The following is a 17453-nucleotide window of genomic DNA, read 5'->3' as shown; positions in this document are numbered from 1 at the left end:
ATGGAAGTGCAGCAATTTTATTACGACAATAAAATAGTTAAAAAGTTCCTCTATGCCTGTATTGTATTCGGCGTAGTAGGAATGTCAGTTGGTTTATTGATAGCAACAATGTATTTGTTTCCTAATTTAACCGACGGTATATCATGGCTTAGCTATGGTAGGTTAAGACCTTTACATACTAATGCAGTAATATTTGCCTTTGTGGGTAATGCTATTTTTGCAGGGGTATATTATTCTTTACAACGTTTGCTAAAAGCACGTATGTACAGTGATTTTTTAAGTAATGTAAACTTTTGGGGTTGGCAGCTTATTATTGTCGCCGCAGCTATATCACTTCCGTTAGGATATACTTCTTCTAAAGAATATGCCGAGTTAGAATGGCCTATAGATATTGCCATTGCTATTATATGGGTAGCCTTTGGGGTAAACATGATAGGTACAATATTAAAAAGAAGAGAGCGTCATATGTATGTCGCTATATGGTTCTACTTGGCTACGTTTGTAACGGTAGCAGTACTACATATATTTAATAGCCTTTCTATTCCTGTAAGCGGAATGAAAAGTTACTCAGTATATGCAGGTGTACAAGATGCATTAGTACAGTGGTGGTATGGGCATAATGCAGTAGCGTTTTTCCTTACAACACCATTCTTAGGGCTTATGTATTATTTTGTGCCTAAGGCGGCTAATAGACCAGTATATTCATATAAGCTTTCTATTATTCACTTTTGGTCGCTAATATTTATTTATATATGGGCAGGACCTCACCATTTATTATACTCTGCTTTACCAGACTGGGCACAAAACTTAGGAGTAGCATTCTCTATAATGCTTTTGGCGCCATCTTGGGGTGGTATGATTAACGGACTGCTTACGCTTAGAGGATCTTGGGATAAAGTACGAACAGACCCTGTTTTAAAATTCTTTGTAGTAGCTATTACGGGTTATGGTATGGCAACTTTTGAAGGCCCTATGCTTTCACTTAAAAATGTGAACTCTATTGCTCACTTTACCGACTGGATTGTTGCTCACGTACACGTTGGTGCATTGGCTTGGAATGGTTTCTTAACCTTTGGTATGATATATTGGTTAATACCGCGAATGACAAAAACCAGTTTATACTCTATAAAGTTAGCTAATTTTCATTTCTGGATAGGTACACTAGGTATTATACTTTATGCATTACCTATGTATGTGGCAGGATTTGCACAAGCAAGTATGTGGAAACAGTTTAACCCAGATGGAACGTTAGTATATGGTAACTTTTTAGAAACAGTACACGCTATTATGCCAATGTATTGGATGCGTGCCATAGGAGGTACATTGTTTATAATAGGATTATTTGTATTAGTATATAATATTATAATGACTATAAGACAAGGTCAGGCCATAAAAGATGAACTTGCCGAAGCTCCAGCATTACAAAAAATAAGTAAGAGAAGACTTAAAGGAGAGAAATTCCACCCTTGGTTAGAAAGAAAACCAATACAGCTTACTATACTAGCTACTATAGCTATACTTATAGGAGGTATTATACAAATTGTACCTACTATAATGGTAAAATCTAACATACCAACCATATCTAGTGTTAAGCCTTATACACCACTAGAGCTTGAAGGTCGCGACTTATATATAAGAGAAGGTTGTGTAGGTTGTCACTCTCAAATGATCAGACCTTTTAGAAGCGAAGTAGAACGTTATGGAGAGTACTCTAAATCTGGAGAGTATGTATACGATCACCCATTCTTATGGGGCTCTAAACGAACAGGTCCCGATTTAATGCGAATAGGTGGTAAGTATAGCGATAACTGGCACTTTAACCACATGTGGGATCCACAAAGTACATCTGCTGGGTCAATAATGCCAGGTTACAAATGGCTGTTTGATAATGAGAAAATGGATTACTCTGATACTCAAAAGAAAATGGAAGTAATGGTACAGCTTGGAGTACCTTATACTGATGAGGATATTGCTAATGCTCTGAAATCTATCGACGAACAGTCAGCCAAGATAGAAGCTAACCTGCATAACGATCCTGATTTTGTAAAAAGCTACGAAGACAGTAAAAAAGCTGCTATTGCAAGAGGTGAAGAGTTTGTACCAATGAAAGAGAGAGAAATCACAGCGCTTATTGCTTACCTGCAACGCTTAGGTACAGATATTAAAATAAAACACACAACTACTGATAATGATAATTCTAAATAACGAGCTATGCTAAAGTTTATAAAACATAATATGGATACTATCTCTGGTATAGAGATTTATCCGATAATATCGCTACTTATATTCTTTATCTTTTTTGTAGGGCTATACACTTGGGTGTTTACTTATAAAAAAGAAAAAATAGATGAGATGAACCATTTACCTTTTTCTGACGAGAAAGATGATAACCAAAAGTTTAACCATTAAAAAACTGGAATCATGAAAAAATTAATTCCTGTATATGTAAGGGTACCTGTTCTTTTTACCTTGGTATTTCTGGCTTTAGAATATTTTATAGACTCAGGAGATAAACCTGCATTCTTAAAATATCCAATGGTATCAATATTCCTGTTTGTATTTCTATTCATACAAATAGCTATAGAAATTGTTATTAGTGCTATGGATAAGATAACCTATGCTATACTTACTGATGAGCAGAAGAAAAAACTGGCAGAAGAAGAAGCTAAAGGGATAGAGGATAGCGAATGGTATAAAAAATTAAAAATATTTTTCGGGAAACCTAAACAAGAAGAAGATGAAGGCGCTCTTTTATTAGATCATGACTATGATGGTATTAAAGAGCTCGATAATGTGTTACCGCCATGGTGGGTGTACCTTTTTTATGGTACGGTACTATTTGCAGTTATCTATTTAGTACGATTCCATATCTATGGCGATTATACTCAAAAAGAAGAGTTTGAAACAGAAATGGCAGAAGCTAGACTTGCTGTAGAAGAGTATAAAAAAACTGCTAAAGATCTTGTTGATGCCAATACAGTTACACTGCTTACAGATGCTGGAGACTTAGCACAAGGTAAAACCATATTTGAAACAAACTGTGCAGCTTGTCACAGAGCTGATGGTGGTGGTGGTATTGGTCCTAACCTTACAGATGAGTTCTGGGTGCTAGGCGGAGGTATTAAAAATGTATTTCACACAATTTCAGAAGGCGGTAGAGATGGTAAGGGTATGGTGGCATGGAAAGGTACTCTAAAACCATCTGAAATACAACTGGTAGCAAGTTATGTACTCTCTTTACAAGGTACAAACCCAGCAGATGCTAAAGCTCCTGATGGAGAAATTTGGAAAGAAGAAGGTGTAGAAAATACTGAAGAAGATACAGAAGAGACTAATGCTACAGAAGAAGTTAAAACTGAGCAAGGTGCTGATGTAGCACTAAACTAAAATTGTATAACAATGGCAGCACAAATGGATGAGGGATTTCGTGACACGATAGGCACGATTGATGAAGAAGGTAAACGATCTTGGCTTTATCCTAAAAAGCCATCGGGAAAGTTTTATAAGTACAGAAAATGGGTTAGCTATTTTTTATTAACCTTTTTAGTTTTAGCCCCTTTTGTTAAGATAAACGGTAACCAGTTCCTTATGTTTAACATATTGGAACGTAGGTTTAATATTTTTGGATTTCCATTTTGGCCACAAGATTTTCACCTTTTTGTTATCTCTATGATAATAGGGGTGGTATTCGTAGCCTTATTTACAGTAGCCTTTGGGCGTATATTTTGTGGTTGGATATGTCCGCAAACTATATTTCTAGAAATGGTTTTTAGACGTATAGAATACTGGATTGAAGGCGACAGAAATGCACAAATAAAGCTCGAAAAAATGGAGTGGAATGCCACTAAGATTAGAAAAAAGGCATTAAAATGGAGTATATTCTTTGTCATCTCATTTGGTATAGCCAATGTGTTTCTTGCTTATCTTGTAGGTAGTGATAAACTCATAGCAATGGTAGAAGATGGTCCTACAGAGCACTGGGGTAATATAATAGCTTTATTGATATTTACAGGTGTTTTCTATTTTATTTTCGCTTGGTTTAGAGAGCAGGTTTGCATCATTGCTTGTCCTTATGGTAGGCTGCAAGGAGTATTACTCGATAATAAATCGATTATTGTAGCTTATGATCATGTAAGAGGAGAAGCAGAAGCAGGGCGTGGCAGAATTGTTAAAAACGAAGATCGTGCAGCAACTGGCAAAGGCGATTGTATAGATTGTAAATTATGTGTACACGTGTGTCCTACAGGTATTGATATAAGGAATGGTACTCAACTGGAATGTACTAACTGTACTGCTTGTATAGATGAGTGCAACACTGTAATGGAAAAAGTAGGTTTGCCTAAAGGACTTATACGCTATGCGAGTGAAGATGAAATAACCAAGAAAGAAAAATTTAAGTTTAATGCCAGAATGAAAGGCTATACAGCCGTATTGTTTATTTTGTTTGGGGTGTTCTCTGGAATGTTGTTTTTAAGAAATGATGTCGAGGCAACAGTTTTGCGACTTCCAGGACAACTATATCAGCATAAAGGCGAGAATATAAGCAATGTATTTACTTATAAAATAGTAAATAAGACAACTAAAGATTTTGATGATGTTTACTTTAAACTGGTAAAACCAGATGGTGAAATAAAAATGGTAGGTAATAAAACATTTACTGTGCCTAAAGAAGGGTTAGCGCAGGGCACACTTTTTATAGAAATAAATCCTGCTTTCTTAAAAGGGGATAAAACAGTAATTACGCTTGAGGTATATAATGGAGATAGGCTTATAGAAACAGAAACAACAAACTTTTTAGGACCTCGCACATTTAATTAAAACGATAACATTATGAAAATTAAGATAAATTGGGGAACAGGAATTGTTATTGCGTTTACGCTTTTTATCAGCTTTATATTATTTTTTGTTATAAAAGTTCAAACAGATAATCAGTATGACAACGAGCTTGTTGTAGAAGACTATTATAAGCAAGAACGCATATTACAAGCAAAATTAGATAGAGAGCAAAATGCTGCTGACTTGAACGATAGAGTTACTGTAGCACAAGATGATGAATTTATAAAAATTAATTTTCCTGAAGCTTTTGATGCTTCCAAGATAACAGGTAAAGTGTCCTTATACCGACCGTCTAACCAAAAACTGGATTTTGAGATTCCTATTTCAATTTCAGTGCCTTATCTGCTCATACCTAAAAGTGATATGGCAGGCGGTCGTTGGGACATTGCTATAGAATGGCAATATAGTAATGTAGGCTATCAAAATAGTGCAATGCTTACTATAGAATAGATTTTGTAATGTAAAACCTTATATAATATACAAATGTTATATTCAGCTTTCATATTAGGTTTACTTTCTAGCTTACATTGTATAGGCATGTGTGGTCCTATAGCCATGATGCTACCTGTAGATAGAAATAACCCTGCAAAAAAAGCATTCCAAATAATGTTATACCATTTGGGTAGGCTTACTGCATATGGTAGCTTGGGGCTTGTTTTTGGTATTATTGGTAAAGGTTTATACTTGGCAGGTATGCAACAGCAATTATCTATAATTGCAGGGATTATAATGATAGGTATTGCAATGATTCCTGAGAGAGTATTTATGCGCTACAACTTTTCTAAACCTGTATATAGATTAATAGCTAAAGTAAAAACTAGTCTAGGTAACCAGTTTAAAAAAAGAAGCTATAAAGCACTGTTTATAACAGGACTTTTAAATGGCTTTTTGCCTTGCGGAATGGTATATGCTGCTTTGTTTGGTGCTATTGCGATGCAAAATGCTACATTAGGTGTAGGTTATATGTTACTCTATGGCGCAGGTACTATACCAATGATGAGCGCAGTAGTATATATATCGGGTTTTATGTCGGGTCATTGGCGTAATAAAGTTTCTGGTCTTGTTCCTTATGTAGCTGTTTTTATAGGAATGTTATTTATAGTGAGAGGACTTGGGCTTGGCATACCTTTCATATCTCCTTCCGATGCTAGTCTTTTTGTACAAAGCAATCCAGACTGTGTACTTATAAATCCATAAATAAAAAAAGCCTCTAATTAATTAGAGGCTTTTTTTATGTTTAGTAAGAATTAAGAATAGACTATAATTTTTTATATTGTCATCGAGAACAGTTTTGTTTGTGGTGCTTTGCGTTTTAGTCTTAGGTCAAATGCCATACATATATTCCTTACAAATGCTTTTCCTTTTTCGGTTACTGTTAAGGTATCTTTTCCTATAGTAAGCAGTTCATCATTTTCCATTTCATGAAGGCTTAGTAATACTTCGGGCAATTCGGTAAAGTATTGCGACTCTTCTTGCCATGATGTTTTAAAGCTACACATTAGATTTAGTATATGTTTGCGTATTACAAGATCTTCATCGGTAAGTAAATGTCCTCTAAATACAGGTAGCTCATTCATCTCTAGTTTATGGTAATAATCTTCTAAGTTTTTTTCATTTTGCGCAAAACTATACCAGCTATCACTTATAGACGATACACCTAAACCTATCATTAGTTGTGTTTTACTGGCACTATACCCCATAAAGTTACGGTGCAGTTTACCTTTTGTAAAAGCTTCATGCATACTGTCGGTTTCTAAAGCGAAGTGATCCATTCCTATTTCATGAAATCCTTTTTGAGCTAGTAATTTTTTACCTTCTTCATACAGCATTCGTTTCTCTTCATCTTTAGGTAAGTTACTTTCATCAAAACCGCGTTGTCCGTTGCCTTTTATCCAAGGCACGTGTGCATAACTGTAAAATGATATTCTGTCGGGGTCTAACGATTTTGTTTTTTCTATAGTATCAGTAATGTTTTCTACAGTTTGGAAAGGTAACCCAAATACTAAATCATGGCTTATAGAGGTGTAACCTATTTCTTTTGCCCAAAAAGTTACTTTTGCCACATTATGAAACGATTGTAGTCTATGTATAGCCCTCTGAACGGTTTCGTTATAATCCTGTACGCCAAAACTAACCCTGCGAAAACCTAAGTCGTATAATCTTTGTAAATGCTCTCTAGTAGTATTGTTGGGGTGTCCTTCAAAACTAAATTCATATCCCTCAGCTTTTTTACTATGTTTTAAAATGCCTGCAATTAGCTTTTCTAGATTATCAGGGCTAAAAAAAGTAGGTGTGCCACCCCCAAGATGCAATTCTTTTATTTTTGGTGTTTCGGGTAACATTTCGCAATATAATGCCCATTCTTTTAGTACTGCATTTATATATACCTCTTCTACGTCATGACGTTTAGTTATACGTTTATTACATCCACAAAAAGTACACATACTCTCACAGAATGGTAGGTGTATGTATAGGCTAATACCTTCGGTAGCATTACTTTCATTAAAAGCCTGTTGCATGGTTTGTATCCACTGCCCAGTTGTAAAAGAATCTTCTTCCCAATACGGTACAGTAGGATAGCTTGTGTAGCGAGGTCCAGGTACATTATATTTTTGTATAATCGAATTTTCCATAACAGTACTATTTTCAATGTTCAAAAATAGTAGTACATAGACCGTAAAAAAATGATAATTGTCATACTACCGTTTTTCATTGTTTTTTATACCTTAGTACCTAATAATTATAGTCATGAAAAAAATAATATACTTCTTTACATTATTATTAATAATAGTGTCTTGTAATGAACCGAGAAAGCAAAGTGTAACCCTTGTAAAACCTACTGTTTTTTATGAAAAAATGGCAGAACATAAAGGTCAGGTAGTAGATGTGCGCACTACCGAAGAATATCAAAGAGGACATCTTAAAGAGGCGGTTAATATACATTTGTATGATAAAGATTTTGAACAGCGTATAGAAGAGTTAGACAAGGAAAAGCCTGTTTATGTATATTGTAAAGTAGGGGGGAGGAGTGCTGAGGCAGTTAAGATTATGAAAGAGAAAGGATTTAATAGCATCGTAGAGCTTGATGGCGGTATAGATGCATGGACAGATGCCAAGAAGCCTGTTATAAAGTAAAGTGTAATATACAAAAGAAAAGCGCAGTCAAATTGACTGTGCTTTTCTTTTGTATGGTTTTTAATGTATTGGCTACTATAGCTGTTATGCAAGTACATCTCGTATTTCTTCTTTACGGTCGAACATTTTTTTAGCAAACGGGCATAACGGAATTATTTTTACTCCTTTTTCGCGTGCAAAAGCTACTGCTTTGTCAAGTAGTTTCATGCCTATTCCTTTAAAAGCTGGATTCCCAACAGTATGCTCTATAATAAATTTTTCTTCTCCTGCCCACACATAGGTCATTAATCCTGCTTCTGTTTCTCCATCTGTAGCTTTAAAAGAGCCTTTTTTTCCATCATCAAAATGTTCAATAGTCATATAATTTAATTTTTTAGTTTAAAGTTTGTGTTTTGTTCTGGTAGCGGTACATATCCTGTTTCATTAGGTATGGTTGGGAATTTTTGAGCTACCCACCGTTCTTTAGCTTCTTCTATGGCCGCTCTTGTAGAGGCGACAAAATTCCAATATATATGTCTAGGTTCAGCAAAAGGTTCGCCACCAAAAATGTATATAATGGTGTTTTCATTCATTGTAAACTCACAAAGAGATGTTTCTTTAGCGACTAATAACTGTTTTGGAGAAAAAGTAGCGCCTTCAATTTTTATACTACCATCTAGTATGTAGATTGCGCTTTCGCCATATAGTTCATTACCAATGCTTATTGTTGTTTTATCGGTGCTTTTTAGCTCGATAAAATAAAGAGGACTATATACAGGTACGGGCGATTTTTTTCCGAAAGCTTCTCCTGCAATAAGTTTTGCTTTTATACCATTAATATCCCATACGGGCATTTCATCTTCATCTATATGGGTAAAAGAGGGGGCTATGTTTTCTAGATGTTTGGGTAGTGCTACCCATATTTGTAAACCGTGTAGCATTTTTTCGGAAGTTCTGAGATAATCAGGTGTTCGCTCAGAGTGTACTATACCATTACCTGCTGTCATCCAGTTTACTTGTCCAGGCTTAATTTCTACTACTGTACCCAAACTATCACGGTGCATAATGCTACCTTCAAACAAGTAGGTAAGGGTAGAGAGCCCTATATGTGGGTGTGGTCCTACATCAAGATTTTCATGGTCGTTAAGTGCTACTGGTCCCATGTGGTCTATAAAAGCAAAAGGACCCACCATTCGTTTTTCTCTAAAGGGTAGTAATCTGCCAACTAGAAAATTTCCTATATTGCTAGGACGCTCTTCTATGATTAAATTAATATTAGACATGCATATCTTTTAGAGTGTTAATTTACAATTTTTTTAGAACCTGTTTATGGTCAAAAGAGATTAATTATAAACAGATATACCTTACTATTACGTTTAATAGTATCTACAATAAAAGTTTCATTATATACTTTTACATAACAGTTGTAACCTTAAATTTTCATATTGTGTTTTTTAGACTAATTTTACGTCTTTATTATTTTTAGATATATTTCTTTAAGAGTTAAAAATTGATATGAACGTAGCAGGAGCAAACCCCAAGATAAATATTATTTTTAGATCATGCGATTTGGTCAATGCAGTTCATAATGCACCAAGACCTTTTAATCTTGATAAAAAGACTCTTATAAAATTGTGTTTCAAGAGTCTACATAATGCTTTACAGGGGTTTAATTATCATATTGTAGTACTTGGTGATAACCTTTCGCCAGAGATGAAAGCCTTTTTTTTAAACTTTGATATAGAGTTTGTAGAAGGTGTATTTGGGAATGATAATTCGATAAGAGAAACTATTAAAATAGCCGAACGATTTAATGATGATGAGTGGGTTTATTTTTGTGAAGATGACTACTTGCATACTAAAGATGCGATGCAAAAAATAGTAACGCTTATTTCTGAAAAAGAGACTATACAGCCTAGTAGCATAAAAATAAAACAGCTTTTAAGAAAACGAAAAATAAAGTTATTTTCTATACCTAGATTTTTTACAAAACCTAATATTGTTGTTTTTCCTACGGACTACCCTGATCGTTATGAACAGGAGTATAGTAATCGTGATTTTATATTTCATACTACCAATAGCCACTGGAGGCAGGTATATGATACTACTTTTACATTCTTGATGCAGGTAAAAGATGTAAAAAGAAAAAGAAGAACTTTATGGAAGTCAGCAAATAAGGCTAATGACCGCTACCTGAGTAATAACTTATATGGTAAGTCTTTCTTTTTTAATAAATTATTATGTCTTTCGCCTATGCCATCAGTTGCTACACATATGCATATAGAAACTATGTCGCCCTTACAAGACTGGGAGGGAATAGTTAACGAACTGAAAGCGGAAATATAATCATGATAAAAAAACTACTTGCTGATAAAGAGGCTTTGCACTATGTACTTTCTAAGGGAGGTGTAAACTTTTTATTCCGAATGATCGCTATGCTTTTTAGTTTTATAGTCATGTGGTTTATGACCAATTACTATGGCGAAACGGTTTGGGGTAGATATTCGCTAGCGCTTACTGTTATGCAAATAGCTGCTATGTTTTTTGCATTAGGTTTACCCAATGCTTTTGTAAGTTTTTCTGGAGCATTTAAGAATACAGAGGAATCAAAGGGGTTATTAGTAAAATCAATAAAACTAGTACTACTGTCATCTTTAGTTCCTATCTTACTTTTTTCGGTAGGAGCAGGTTTTATCTCGTCATATATTTTTGAGAAAGAATATATGTACAATTACATCCTTATTATTGCTCTAGGCACACCCTGTATGATAGTTCACGAAATTATTTGTTACTATTTTATGGCAATAAAGAAGTTTATATTTTATGGGCTTTCAATATTCATTTTGCCTAATGTATTTTTTATAACCGCATTATTGTTTTTGTACTACAATGATATAGGTGATTATTTTACCTTTTATGCCTATATAGGGGCTTACCTGCTTACACTTCTTCTTGGGCTTATTTATATTTTCGGTAAGAGATCTAAAGTTATTTATCCTGATATAACAAAACGTGATATTTTTAAGAAATCGTTCCCGATGATGATGAGCGGTATTTTTCTACTATTGTTAAACTGGACAGATATGCTAATGCTAGGGCGTTTTGAAACCGAAGCTCAGATAGGTATTTATAATACAGCTTTTAAAGTAGGCTATTTGTCACTCTTTTTTGTGGTATCTATGAATGCTGTAATACTACCCAAAGTATCAGAACTGTACCATCAAAAAAATGTATTGGAGATGCGAAAGGTAATAAATCGTTCTACACAGCTTGTTATAATATTAACATTACCGTTAGCTTTCGGGCTTATTTTTTTTAGAGATATAATACTTAGTGTGTTTGATGATCATGCTGGGCTAGGAGGTGTTACTTTAATACTTATTACCCTTGGTGGTTTGTATAATGCTATGACAGGAAATGTAGACCAAATACTAAATATGACTAACAATCAGAAGAGCGTTAGTGTAATTTTCTTTTCGGGTTTTGTGGTCAATGTAGTACTTAATATCTTCCTTATTCCTACTTATGGTATAGAGGGAGCTGCGACAGCAAGTTTAGTCACTAACATTTATGTAAATACTGTATTTGTAATTATTATCCGTAAAAAACTGGGCTTTTACACTTTTATGTAAATAAAAAACCGAGAAAGAATATATATCCTTTCCCGGTCAGGGTTTAGTAGCTGTGTTTTCCCTAAGTTGTATATTACTACTAATTCTTTATTGTACCGCACATCGTGTTTGGTAGGTCTTGTTCTCTTCTGTTGTTACCATCATAATATATATTCCTTTTGGTAATCCGTCGGCTGTTACCGCTATCTCATTATTGCTAGAAACAGTATAGTTGTTATTCATTACAACTCTTCCTGTCATATCTACCAGTTGCACATTAGCTTTGCTTGTTTGCTGTGGTAGCACAATAGTTGTGTTCCCAGAGAAAGGATTAGGGTAGTTAAACATTTTAGTAGTAGATAGTGCTTCAAATGTATTTGTATTAAGTGCTGCCTGTGTTCCTAATCTAAGAGCAGATACACTAGCAGTAAAAGGCTCAAATGAAGTATAGTTACCAATGATAGAGAAAACAAACTCTTTTATGTTACCACCTTCATAACTTTCTGTACCGTTAGAAAAACTACTTAGTGTGATGCTGTATTCTGTCATGTTTTGGTTAGCAGGAATTTGAAACCTTAAACGGTTATTCCAGTCACTCAGTCCTTCGGTTACCATTACTACCTCTATAGCGTGCGAGCTTTGATAGTTAAAGTTTACAGCTTCATATTCTGATGCATCAAATGTAAGCTCACCGGCAAGTATGTTTCTAAAAAGGTTTACTGTACCATATAGTGTTCCTGATACTGTTGCATCTCTTTCTATATTATAAACGCCATTTTCTGTTTCAGTATTTGCAATGTATGGCTCTACATTAAATGCTGATACTGATGCTTCAGTTTCGTTATAATCCACCCCCCAAGGTCCATCTGCCATATATAATCCATCATTTCTTACAGAGGTGTTTGCATTTATAGAGAACCCAATATCAAATATACCATTAGTATTTACCTGTATTGTTTGATTAAAGTCAGTATTTAGAGTAATTTCTTCAGTAAAGTTTTCGGTATCGGCTAGTTCAGTAACTTTCTTGTTCCCTTCAAAAGTTAGTGTAGATGCCATTGTTTTATTTACAATTTCAAGAGTAAGCATTCCGTTTCTATATACTCCGTTTTTTACAAATACCGATGGTATTCTATCCTCCATTTCGGTAGCTATTACAGGGTTTTCATCTTCTAATTGATTTAATACATGGTTCGCTACACTACATACTTGCCCCATATTAGCACCCCAAAACTGGAAGTTAGTATAGTTAGCAGTAGGATATTGTGCAATATTCCAGTAACTGTGTAAAATATTTTGAGAAGCATTTTCTTCTATAGAAAAACTAAGTGCATACTCTATAATACCATTGGCTCTTTTTAATTTTACCATTATTATTTCATGTCCCTGTAGCTTTATTGTTCTTACATCTTCTAATGATGAACCATTAAGCCTGTCGCATATTACTTTAGAGTGGTCATAAACAGCATCTGTAGTTTTTGTAGCTAATGCAGCAGCAACTCTTTCGCTACCATTATAATAATCTATAGAAAATATCTCATCTGCATTTGTAATACCTATTAAGTCTTCAGGGCTAGAAATAAAAGCAGTTTCGTTACCAAACATTCCTGTATCAGGAAATAAACTCTCTATAGTTGTCATTGTGCTTTTCATCCCCATATTAGATATTGTAAAAGGAGATTGAAGCGATTTTTTATTTAAAAAACTGTTTGTTTGTACTCTTTTAAAATTACGTTTGGCTATAAGTCTTGCAAGGTCACCATTACTTTCTAACCCGCCATCATTACCCGAAGACACATCTGCAGCGGTACTTACATCTGCAACATTAGCTACTCGCATAGCAGTATAAGGGTTTGATGTGATATAGAATACGGCATCGTTAAAATCGTTATCACATGAAGAGTAATCTCTTCTTATATCTTCAAAACCAAGAATTAGTCTTTCGTTATCAGGATCGGCAAGTAACACGTTATGGTTTCTTAAATCTTCATCAGCTTCTGGGTTAAAATCAGGATTAGAAAACAACTGCCATTGTCCGCTTGTAACAGATCCGTTCCAGCCGTTAGCTAAAAGTACCCAACCAACTCCTGTTCCAGCTTCAAAATCGCCAATTTTTACCTTATCACCAGCTAATAGTCCTCCGCCAGAACCAGAGGCAGATATATTAGGGAATACTATAGTAATATCTTCTGGTTGTGGTGTACTTGTAGGTGGGTTGTTAATATCGTAAGTGTAAAAACCAAGTATATTTCTATATCCGGCACCTTCTTGTACAAAAGTTACCCATACTGCCGCACTGGCATCAATAATAAGATCAGTATCATACCCAGCAGATATATATTGAGGGTTATAAACAGGTACAGGAAATCCTTCGGGTATAGAGTTACTAACTAGATCTAAAGTAGCTTGTGTAACCACATCGCCAGGTTGTTCTAAATATGCAGGAACTCCTTGACCGTTATAATTTCCTAAAAATTGATAATCTTGAGCAAAGAGGATGGTATTTAGCAATAGTGTTGTAAGTAATAGTAATTGTCTCATAATCATTTAATTTTTGTTTATGAAGCAAATTTAAGTACTTACAAGGGTGTATATTGTATACTTTCGTTTATCTTGATTGTTAGTGTGTTGAAAAGCAGTTATGTGTCGATAAGCTGATTTACAGCATGTTTAACCTCTTCATTAATTCAGGTCTATTAGCTCTGCTTACAGGTATTACATCTTTGGCAATCAATACACTATTGTCCTCAATATCAATTATCTTTTTGATATTAATAATGTAGGTACGGTGTACTTTTAAAAAGAGTGATGTGGGTAATTTCTCTTCTATTTTTTTTAGGGTAGAGTGTACAGTGTAGTTTTTGGTTTCGGTTTTAATTTGTATGTAATCGCCTTTTGCCTCTACGAGATTTATAGATGCTACATCAATTTTAATGAGTCTTCGGTCTATATTTACATAAAACTCTGTTGTGGTATCAACAGGTTTTTCTTGCTCTACAGATGACGGTGCAGTAGTAGCTACCTGCTGCAAGTCTTGTTTTTTAGCATGAGCTTTACGCACTGCTTTTAAAAAACGATCTTCTGTTAGTGGTTTTACAAGATAATCTACAATACATTCATATTCAAATGCCTCTATTGCAAAGTTTTTATCAGATGTTATAAGTATTACTGCTGGTGGGGTTTTTATGGTTTGAATAAAATCAAACCCTGTAAAACCTGGCATGTGAATATCTAAAAAAATAAGGTCTATATTTTCACTATTACCATTAAGATATTTTATTGCTTCTATTGCATTAGAAAATTCTGCTGCTAATACAAGCGATGGGTCTTTAGATATCATTTGGGCTATAATTGCCCTTGCCATAGCTTCGTCGTCTATTATTATACAGTTCATATACAGTACACTGTTTACAAACCATTGGCGAAATTTTGCATTATCAGAAGTATGTTTTCAAAATCCGATTGTAATTGTGCCGAATGGTTTTTAAGGTTATTCTCAAACTCTTCAGCAAGATAATAACTTTTTTCCATTCCCATAACACTTATTTTATGTTTCAGCTTATGTACAAGGTTTGCCGCCTCTATGTAATTACCGTTTTCTATTTCATTTTGATACTCTGCGATTTCTAATGGTAATTCTTTTTTTACAGTAGCACATAATTTAGCTTTAAAAGCTACATCGTCGCCTGCTAATTCATTTATATAGTTAAGGTTAGGTTGTTCCATTTTTTTTTAGTGTAAAGAAAAAAGTTGTTCCTTCTGTAGGGGTGCTTTTTAGCCATATTTCGCCTCCATAGAATGAAACAATTTTTTTTGCGATTGATAATCCCATTCCAGAAGAATGATTTTCACTGCTTAATTTTGTAAATACATTAAATATTTTATCAAAATAAGCTTCGTTTATTCCCTCTCCATTGTCTTTTATATAAAACTCAATTTCATCATCCTTATGCCTGCAGCCAATATTTATTAGTCCTTCATCTTTATCATTATACCTAATGGCATTGTCTATAAGGTTCTGGAATAATTGTTTAAAACGTGCATAATTACCATACATACTAGGCAGTTTATTGTCTATTTTAAGACTAATGTTTCCTGGTAGAATAGTTGTCCGTAATATTTCGGAAATTAAAATATTAAAATTAATATTTCGGTTTTCATATTCTAGTTTATCTATCGATGAGTAATCGAGAATACCCTTAATAGTTAAGTCCATTTTCTCAACATTAAATAAAACAAGACCTAATGATTTTTTGCTTTCATCGGTTAATGTTGCGCCATCATCTTCTAACATCCAGTTTATTAGAGTGTTTACATTTCTTAATGGCGATTTTAAATCATGTGATACTACATGAGCATATTCATTAAGCTCTTGGTTTTGAGTCTCTAAGTTTTTAAGTAACTCTTCTCGTTGTCTGTTTATTTCAATAATCTCTGCCGATTGTTTTTTAATATATTCGGTAGCATTAAATCCTTCATTAGGCTTGTCGTTGCCTTCAGGACTCATGGAGCTCAATATAAACTCAAGATTTTTGTTTATTTCTTTAAGGCTTTTTGCTTCTTCTCTTAGTTTTTTATTGGCTTCAAAAAGTTCTTCTGAGCTAATTCTCATAGCTCTTTGCAACATAACTATTTGTGCTTCAAAATTAATATAAGAATCATTAACGGCTGCTAAAAAAACATCATTATAGTCGTGGTCTTGATGCCTTTCGGTATCAAGATACTTTTTTATTTGTCTTTTTAGTAAAGAATTCATTTATTCACTAATTAGGGTTAGTGTCATAGTTTGATTATGAAATTCGCAGGATGTATTGCCATAAAATGGAGCAATTTCTCCATAAGAGTAAAAGCCTGATATGGCAGTACCTTCACCTACAAGTTCTCGTATTAATTCAGCCTCTTCTTCCATACGCTGACCTAGCACCAATTTACGACCAATACAGCTTACAGGTATTACAAGTTGAGGTTTATTATTACGGTTTTGCAAAGCTAATTTTGTAGCATTGTGTGCTCCTTGAGAAATACCATCGGCAGATGCCATCATTAGTTGTACTCGCGAATTTTCGGGCACATCATCGGCAAACGTCATAGATTGTTTTTCTTCGTCTATAGATAATACAGTACGCACAACAGCATCTTTTCTTCCTGGGGCTATAACGTTAAGAGGGTAAAAAAGAGTAGATTCTGCAAGTTTTTCTACTTTGCCTCCAAGGTATTTTTTATAAAGCTCCAATGCTGGTTGATCATCTATTTCATACAGTATATTACCATCTGATTTTGTTATTATCCTTTCAGGACCAAAGCCTAACCATCCTCCATGGCTAGCAAAGCTAATTTCTAACGATTCTCCGTAAAATCCAATGAGTATTATTTCACCTTCTTTAGGATCTTCTTTATATGATGCTAATGTTTTTTCAAATCTTGAGTCATCACCACATAGTCCCCCCGTCATGGGTATACTTTCATCAAACCCATTTTGAACTCCTTTTATTAGCGATGTACCGCTCATAAAACTTCCTTCAGATACAATAAATAAATGTTTAAGGTTTTCTTTTGGCATTTTAGCACTCAATGATGTACCCAATGCTAACGTACTTTTGTCGTGATCTAGTATATTATCTCTTTTTATAACGAAACTACTTTTTTCAAGTTCTATAGCAAGTACGGTTATAGATTCTTCTACTACAGTTATATCTATAATTTCGCCTGCTGTAGAGCCAAAAACAATATGCTCATACGGGAACTCTTTTCTTATATCTGCAAGTATAGCTTTGTCTTCTAACAATAATCGGTTACCAAATACTAAAACAAGCGGGTTGTTTAGTAGTTGTTTTTCGTTATGATAGTTCCATTCTTTATTAGCTAATTTATAGGCTTGTACAATTTTCATAA

General features: G+C 34.3%; 17 protein-coding genes. 9 read left to right on the top strand and 8 right to left on the bottom strand.

All coding sequences use genetic code 11. The features are described from left to right. From ccoN to DVK85_RS01045, 6 genes are read left to right on the top strand one after another with little or no spacing between them, the layout of a single operon-like run. Positions 1-2205 (top strand): cytochrome-c oxidase, cbb3-type subunit I, encoded by a 2205-nt coding sequence (ccoN, locus tag DVK85_RS01070; RefSeq protein WP_114676657.1) that lies wholly within the window; start codon positions 1-3, stop codon positions 2203-2205. Positions 2206-2211: 6 nt separating this feature from the next. Then, entirely contained in the window at positions 2212-2409 is a 198-nt protein-coding gene (locus DVK85_RS01065; protein WP_114676656.1) for a CcoQ/FixQ family Cbb3-type cytochrome c oxidase assembly chaperone, read from the top strand. A 12-nt stretch (positions 2410-2421) separates the two neighbouring features. Beyond that, the gene (locus tag DVK85_RS01060; protein ID WP_114676655.1) at positions 2422-3387 is read left to right on the top strand and encodes a cbb3-type cytochrome c oxidase N-terminal domain-containing protein; all 966 of its coding nucleotides are present in this window, start codon (positions 2422-2424) and stop codon (positions 3385-3387) included. Positions 3388-3399: 12 nt separating this feature from the next. Then, positions 3400-4818, top strand: coding sequence for a cytochrome c oxidase accessory protein CcoG (gene ccoG / locus DVK85_RS01055; protein WP_114676654.1), 1419 nt, complete (start codon positions 3400-3402; stop codon positions 4816-4818). Between the two features lie 12 nt (positions 4819-4830). Continuing rightward, positions 4831-5286: a FixH family protein gene (locus DVK85_RS01050; protein WP_317048251.1), complete on the top strand. Its 456-nt coding sequence runs from the start codon at positions 4831-4833 to the stop codon at positions 5284-5286. A 33-nt stretch (positions 5287-5319) separates the two neighbouring features. Then, positions 5320-6033 carry a sulfite exporter TauE/SafE family protein gene (locus DVK85_RS01045; protein WP_114676653.1) on the top strand — a complete coding sequence of 238 codons (714 nt, stop codon included), beginning with the start codon at positions 5320-5322 and terminating at the stop codon, positions 6031-6033. Positions 6034-6104: 71 nt separating this feature from the next. On the opposite strand, the gene hemN is transcribed toward DVK85_RS01045, so the two are convergent. After that, positions 6105-7469, bottom strand: a complete 1365-nt coding sequence (gene hemN, locus DVK85_RS01040; RefSeq protein ID WP_114678950.1) for an oxygen-independent coproporphyrinogen III oxidase — start codon at positions 7467-7469, stop codon at positions 6105-6107. A gap of 115 nt (positions 7470-7584) precedes the next feature. Here hemN and DVK85_RS01035 point away from each other — a divergent pair, with 115 nt between their 5' ends. After that, a complete protein-coding gene (locus DVK85_RS01035; RefSeq protein ID WP_114676652.1) occupies positions 7585-7971 on the top strand; it encodes a rhodanese-like domain-containing protein in 387 nt (128 codons plus the stop codon). 84 nt (positions 7972-8055) lie between these two features. Here DVK85_RS01035 and DVK85_RS01030 read toward each other — a convergent pair whose 3' ends face one another. Continuing rightward, complete coding sequence (locus DVK85_RS01030) at positions 8056-8331, bottom strand: GNAT family N-acetyltransferase (RefSeq protein WP_114676651.1); 276 nt, start codon at positions 8329-8331, stop codon at positions 8056-8058. 5 nt (positions 8332-8336) lie between these two features. Beyond that, positions 8337-9233, bottom strand: coding sequence for a pirin family protein (locus DVK85_RS01025; protein WP_114676650.1), 897 nt, complete (start codon positions 9231-9233; stop codon positions 8337-8339). 232 nt (positions 9234-9465) lie between these two features. Between DVK85_RS01025 and DVK85_RS01020 the strand changes: the two genes are divergently transcribed. Continuing rightward, positions 9466-10296 carry a hypothetical protein gene (locus DVK85_RS01020; RefSeq protein ID WP_114676649.1) on the top strand — a complete coding sequence of 277 codons (831 nt, stop codon included), beginning with the start codon at positions 9466-9468 and terminating at the stop codon, positions 10294-10296. A 2-nt stretch (positions 10297-10298) separates the two neighbouring features. After that, positions 10299-11582, top strand: coding sequence for a flippase (locus DVK85_RS01015; RefSeq protein WP_114676648.1), 1284 nt, complete (start codon positions 10299-10301; stop codon positions 11580-11582). A gap of 87 nt (positions 11583-11669) precedes the next feature. On the opposite strand, the gene DVK85_RS01010 is transcribed toward DVK85_RS01015, so the two are convergent. From DVK85_RS01010 to DVK85_RS00990, 5 genes are all read right to left on the bottom strand, one after another. Next, positions 11670-14102 carry a DUF4114 domain-containing protein gene (locus DVK85_RS01010; RefSeq protein WP_114678949.1) on the bottom strand — a complete coding sequence of 811 codons (2433 nt, stop codon included), beginning with the start codon at positions 14100-14102 and terminating at the stop codon, positions 11670-11672. A 118-nt stretch (positions 14103-14220) separates the two neighbouring features. After that, entirely contained in the window at positions 14221-14955 is a 735-nt protein-coding gene (locus DVK85_RS01005; protein ID WP_114676647.1) for a LytR/AlgR family response regulator transcription factor, read from the bottom strand. A 14-nt stretch (positions 14956-14969) separates the two neighbouring features. Next, positions 14970-15287 carry an Hpt domain-containing protein gene (locus tag DVK85_RS01000; protein WP_114676646.1) on the bottom strand — a complete coding sequence of 106 codons (318 nt, stop codon included), beginning with the start codon at positions 15285-15287 and terminating at the stop codon, positions 14970-14972. Continuing rightward, a complete protein-coding gene (locus tag DVK85_RS00995) occupies positions 15274-16317 on the bottom strand; it encodes a sensor histidine kinase (protein ID WP_114676645.1) in 1044 nt (347 codons plus the stop codon). Before DVK85_RS00995 ends, DVK85_RS01000 begins: the two co-directional genes overlap by 14 nt. Then, complete coding sequence (locus DVK85_RS00990) at positions 16318-17451, bottom strand: FIST signal transduction protein (RefSeq protein WP_114676644.1); 1134 nt, start codon at positions 17449-17451, stop codon at positions 16318-16320. Between the last annotated feature and the right edge of the window lie 2 nt (positions 17452-17453).

The sequence above is a fragment of the Flavobacterium arcticum genome (assembly GCF_003344925.1).
Lineage (GTDB): Bacteria > Bacteroidota > Bacteroidia > Flavobacteriales > Flavobacteriaceae > Flavobacterium > Flavobacterium arcticum.
Note: the sequence above shows the minus strand (reverse complement) of the source record. Positions and strands in the feature narration are given on the sequence as shown.

Bases quoted from the DNA above. Each gene is read 5' to 3' on its own strand.
- DVK85_RS00995 (WP_114676645.1), bottom strand. From the start codon at position 16,317: ATGAATTCTTTACTAAAAAGACAAATAAAAAAGTATCTTGATACCGAA.
- DVK85_RS01025 (WP_114676650.1), bottom strand. From the start codon at position 9,233: ATGTCTAATATTAATTTAATCATAGAAGAGCGTCCTAGCAATATAGGA.
- DVK85_RS01065 (WP_114676656.1), top strand. From the start codon at position 2,212: ATGCTAAAGTTTATAAAACATAATATGGATACTATCTCTGGTATAGAG.
- DVK85_RS00990 (WP_114676644.1), bottom strand. From the start codon at position 17,451: ATGAAAATTGTACAAGCCTATAAATTAGCTAATAAAGAATGGAACTAT.
- DVK85_RS01010 (WP_114678949.1), bottom strand. From the start codon at position 14,102: ATGAGACAATTACTATTACTTACAACACTATTGCTAAATACCATCCTC.
- DVK85_RS01020 (WP_114676649.1), top strand. From the start codon at position 9,466: ATGAACGTAGCAGGAGCAAACCCCAAGATAAATATTATTTTTAGATCA.
- DVK85_RS01000 (WP_114676646.1), bottom strand. From the start codon at position 15,287: ATGGAACAACCTAACCTTAACTATATAAATGAATTAGCAGGCGACGAT.
- DVK85_RS01045 (WP_114676653.1), top strand. From the start codon at position 5,320: ATGTTATATTCAGCTTTCATATTAGGTTTACTTTCTAGCTTACATTGT.
- ccoN (WP_114676657.1), top strand. From the start codon at position 1: ATGGAAGTGCAGCAATTTTATTACGACAATAAAATAGTTAAAAAGTTC.
- hemN (WP_114678950.1), bottom strand. From the start codon at position 7,469: ATGGAAAATTCGATTATACAAAAATATAATGTACCTGGACCTCGCTAC.
- DVK85_RS01050 (WP_317048251.1), top strand. From the start codon at position 4,831: ATGAAAATTAAGATAAATTGGGGAACAGGAATTGTTATTGCGTTTACG.
- DVK85_RS01060 (WP_114676655.1), top strand. From the start codon at position 2,422: ATGAAAAAATTAATTCCTGTATATGTAAGGGTACCTGTTCTTTTTACC.
- ccoG (WP_114676654.1), top strand. From the start codon at position 3,400: ATGGCAGCACAAATGGATGAGGGATTTCGTGACACGATAGGCACGATT.
- DVK85_RS01030 (WP_114676651.1), bottom strand. From the start codon at position 8,331: ATGACTATTGAACATTTTGATGATGGAAAAAAAGGCTCTTTTAAAGCT.
- DVK85_RS01005 (WP_114676647.1), bottom strand. From the start codon at position 14,955: ATGAACTGTATAATAATAGACGACGAAGCTATGGCAAGGGCAATTATA.
- DVK85_RS01035 (WP_114676652.1), top strand. From the start codon at position 7,585: ATGAAAAAAATAATATACTTCTTTACATTATTATTAATAATAGTGTCT.
- DVK85_RS01015 (WP_114676648.1), top strand. From the start codon at position 10,299: ATGATAAAAAAACTACTTGCTGATAAAGAGGCTTTGCACTATGTACTT.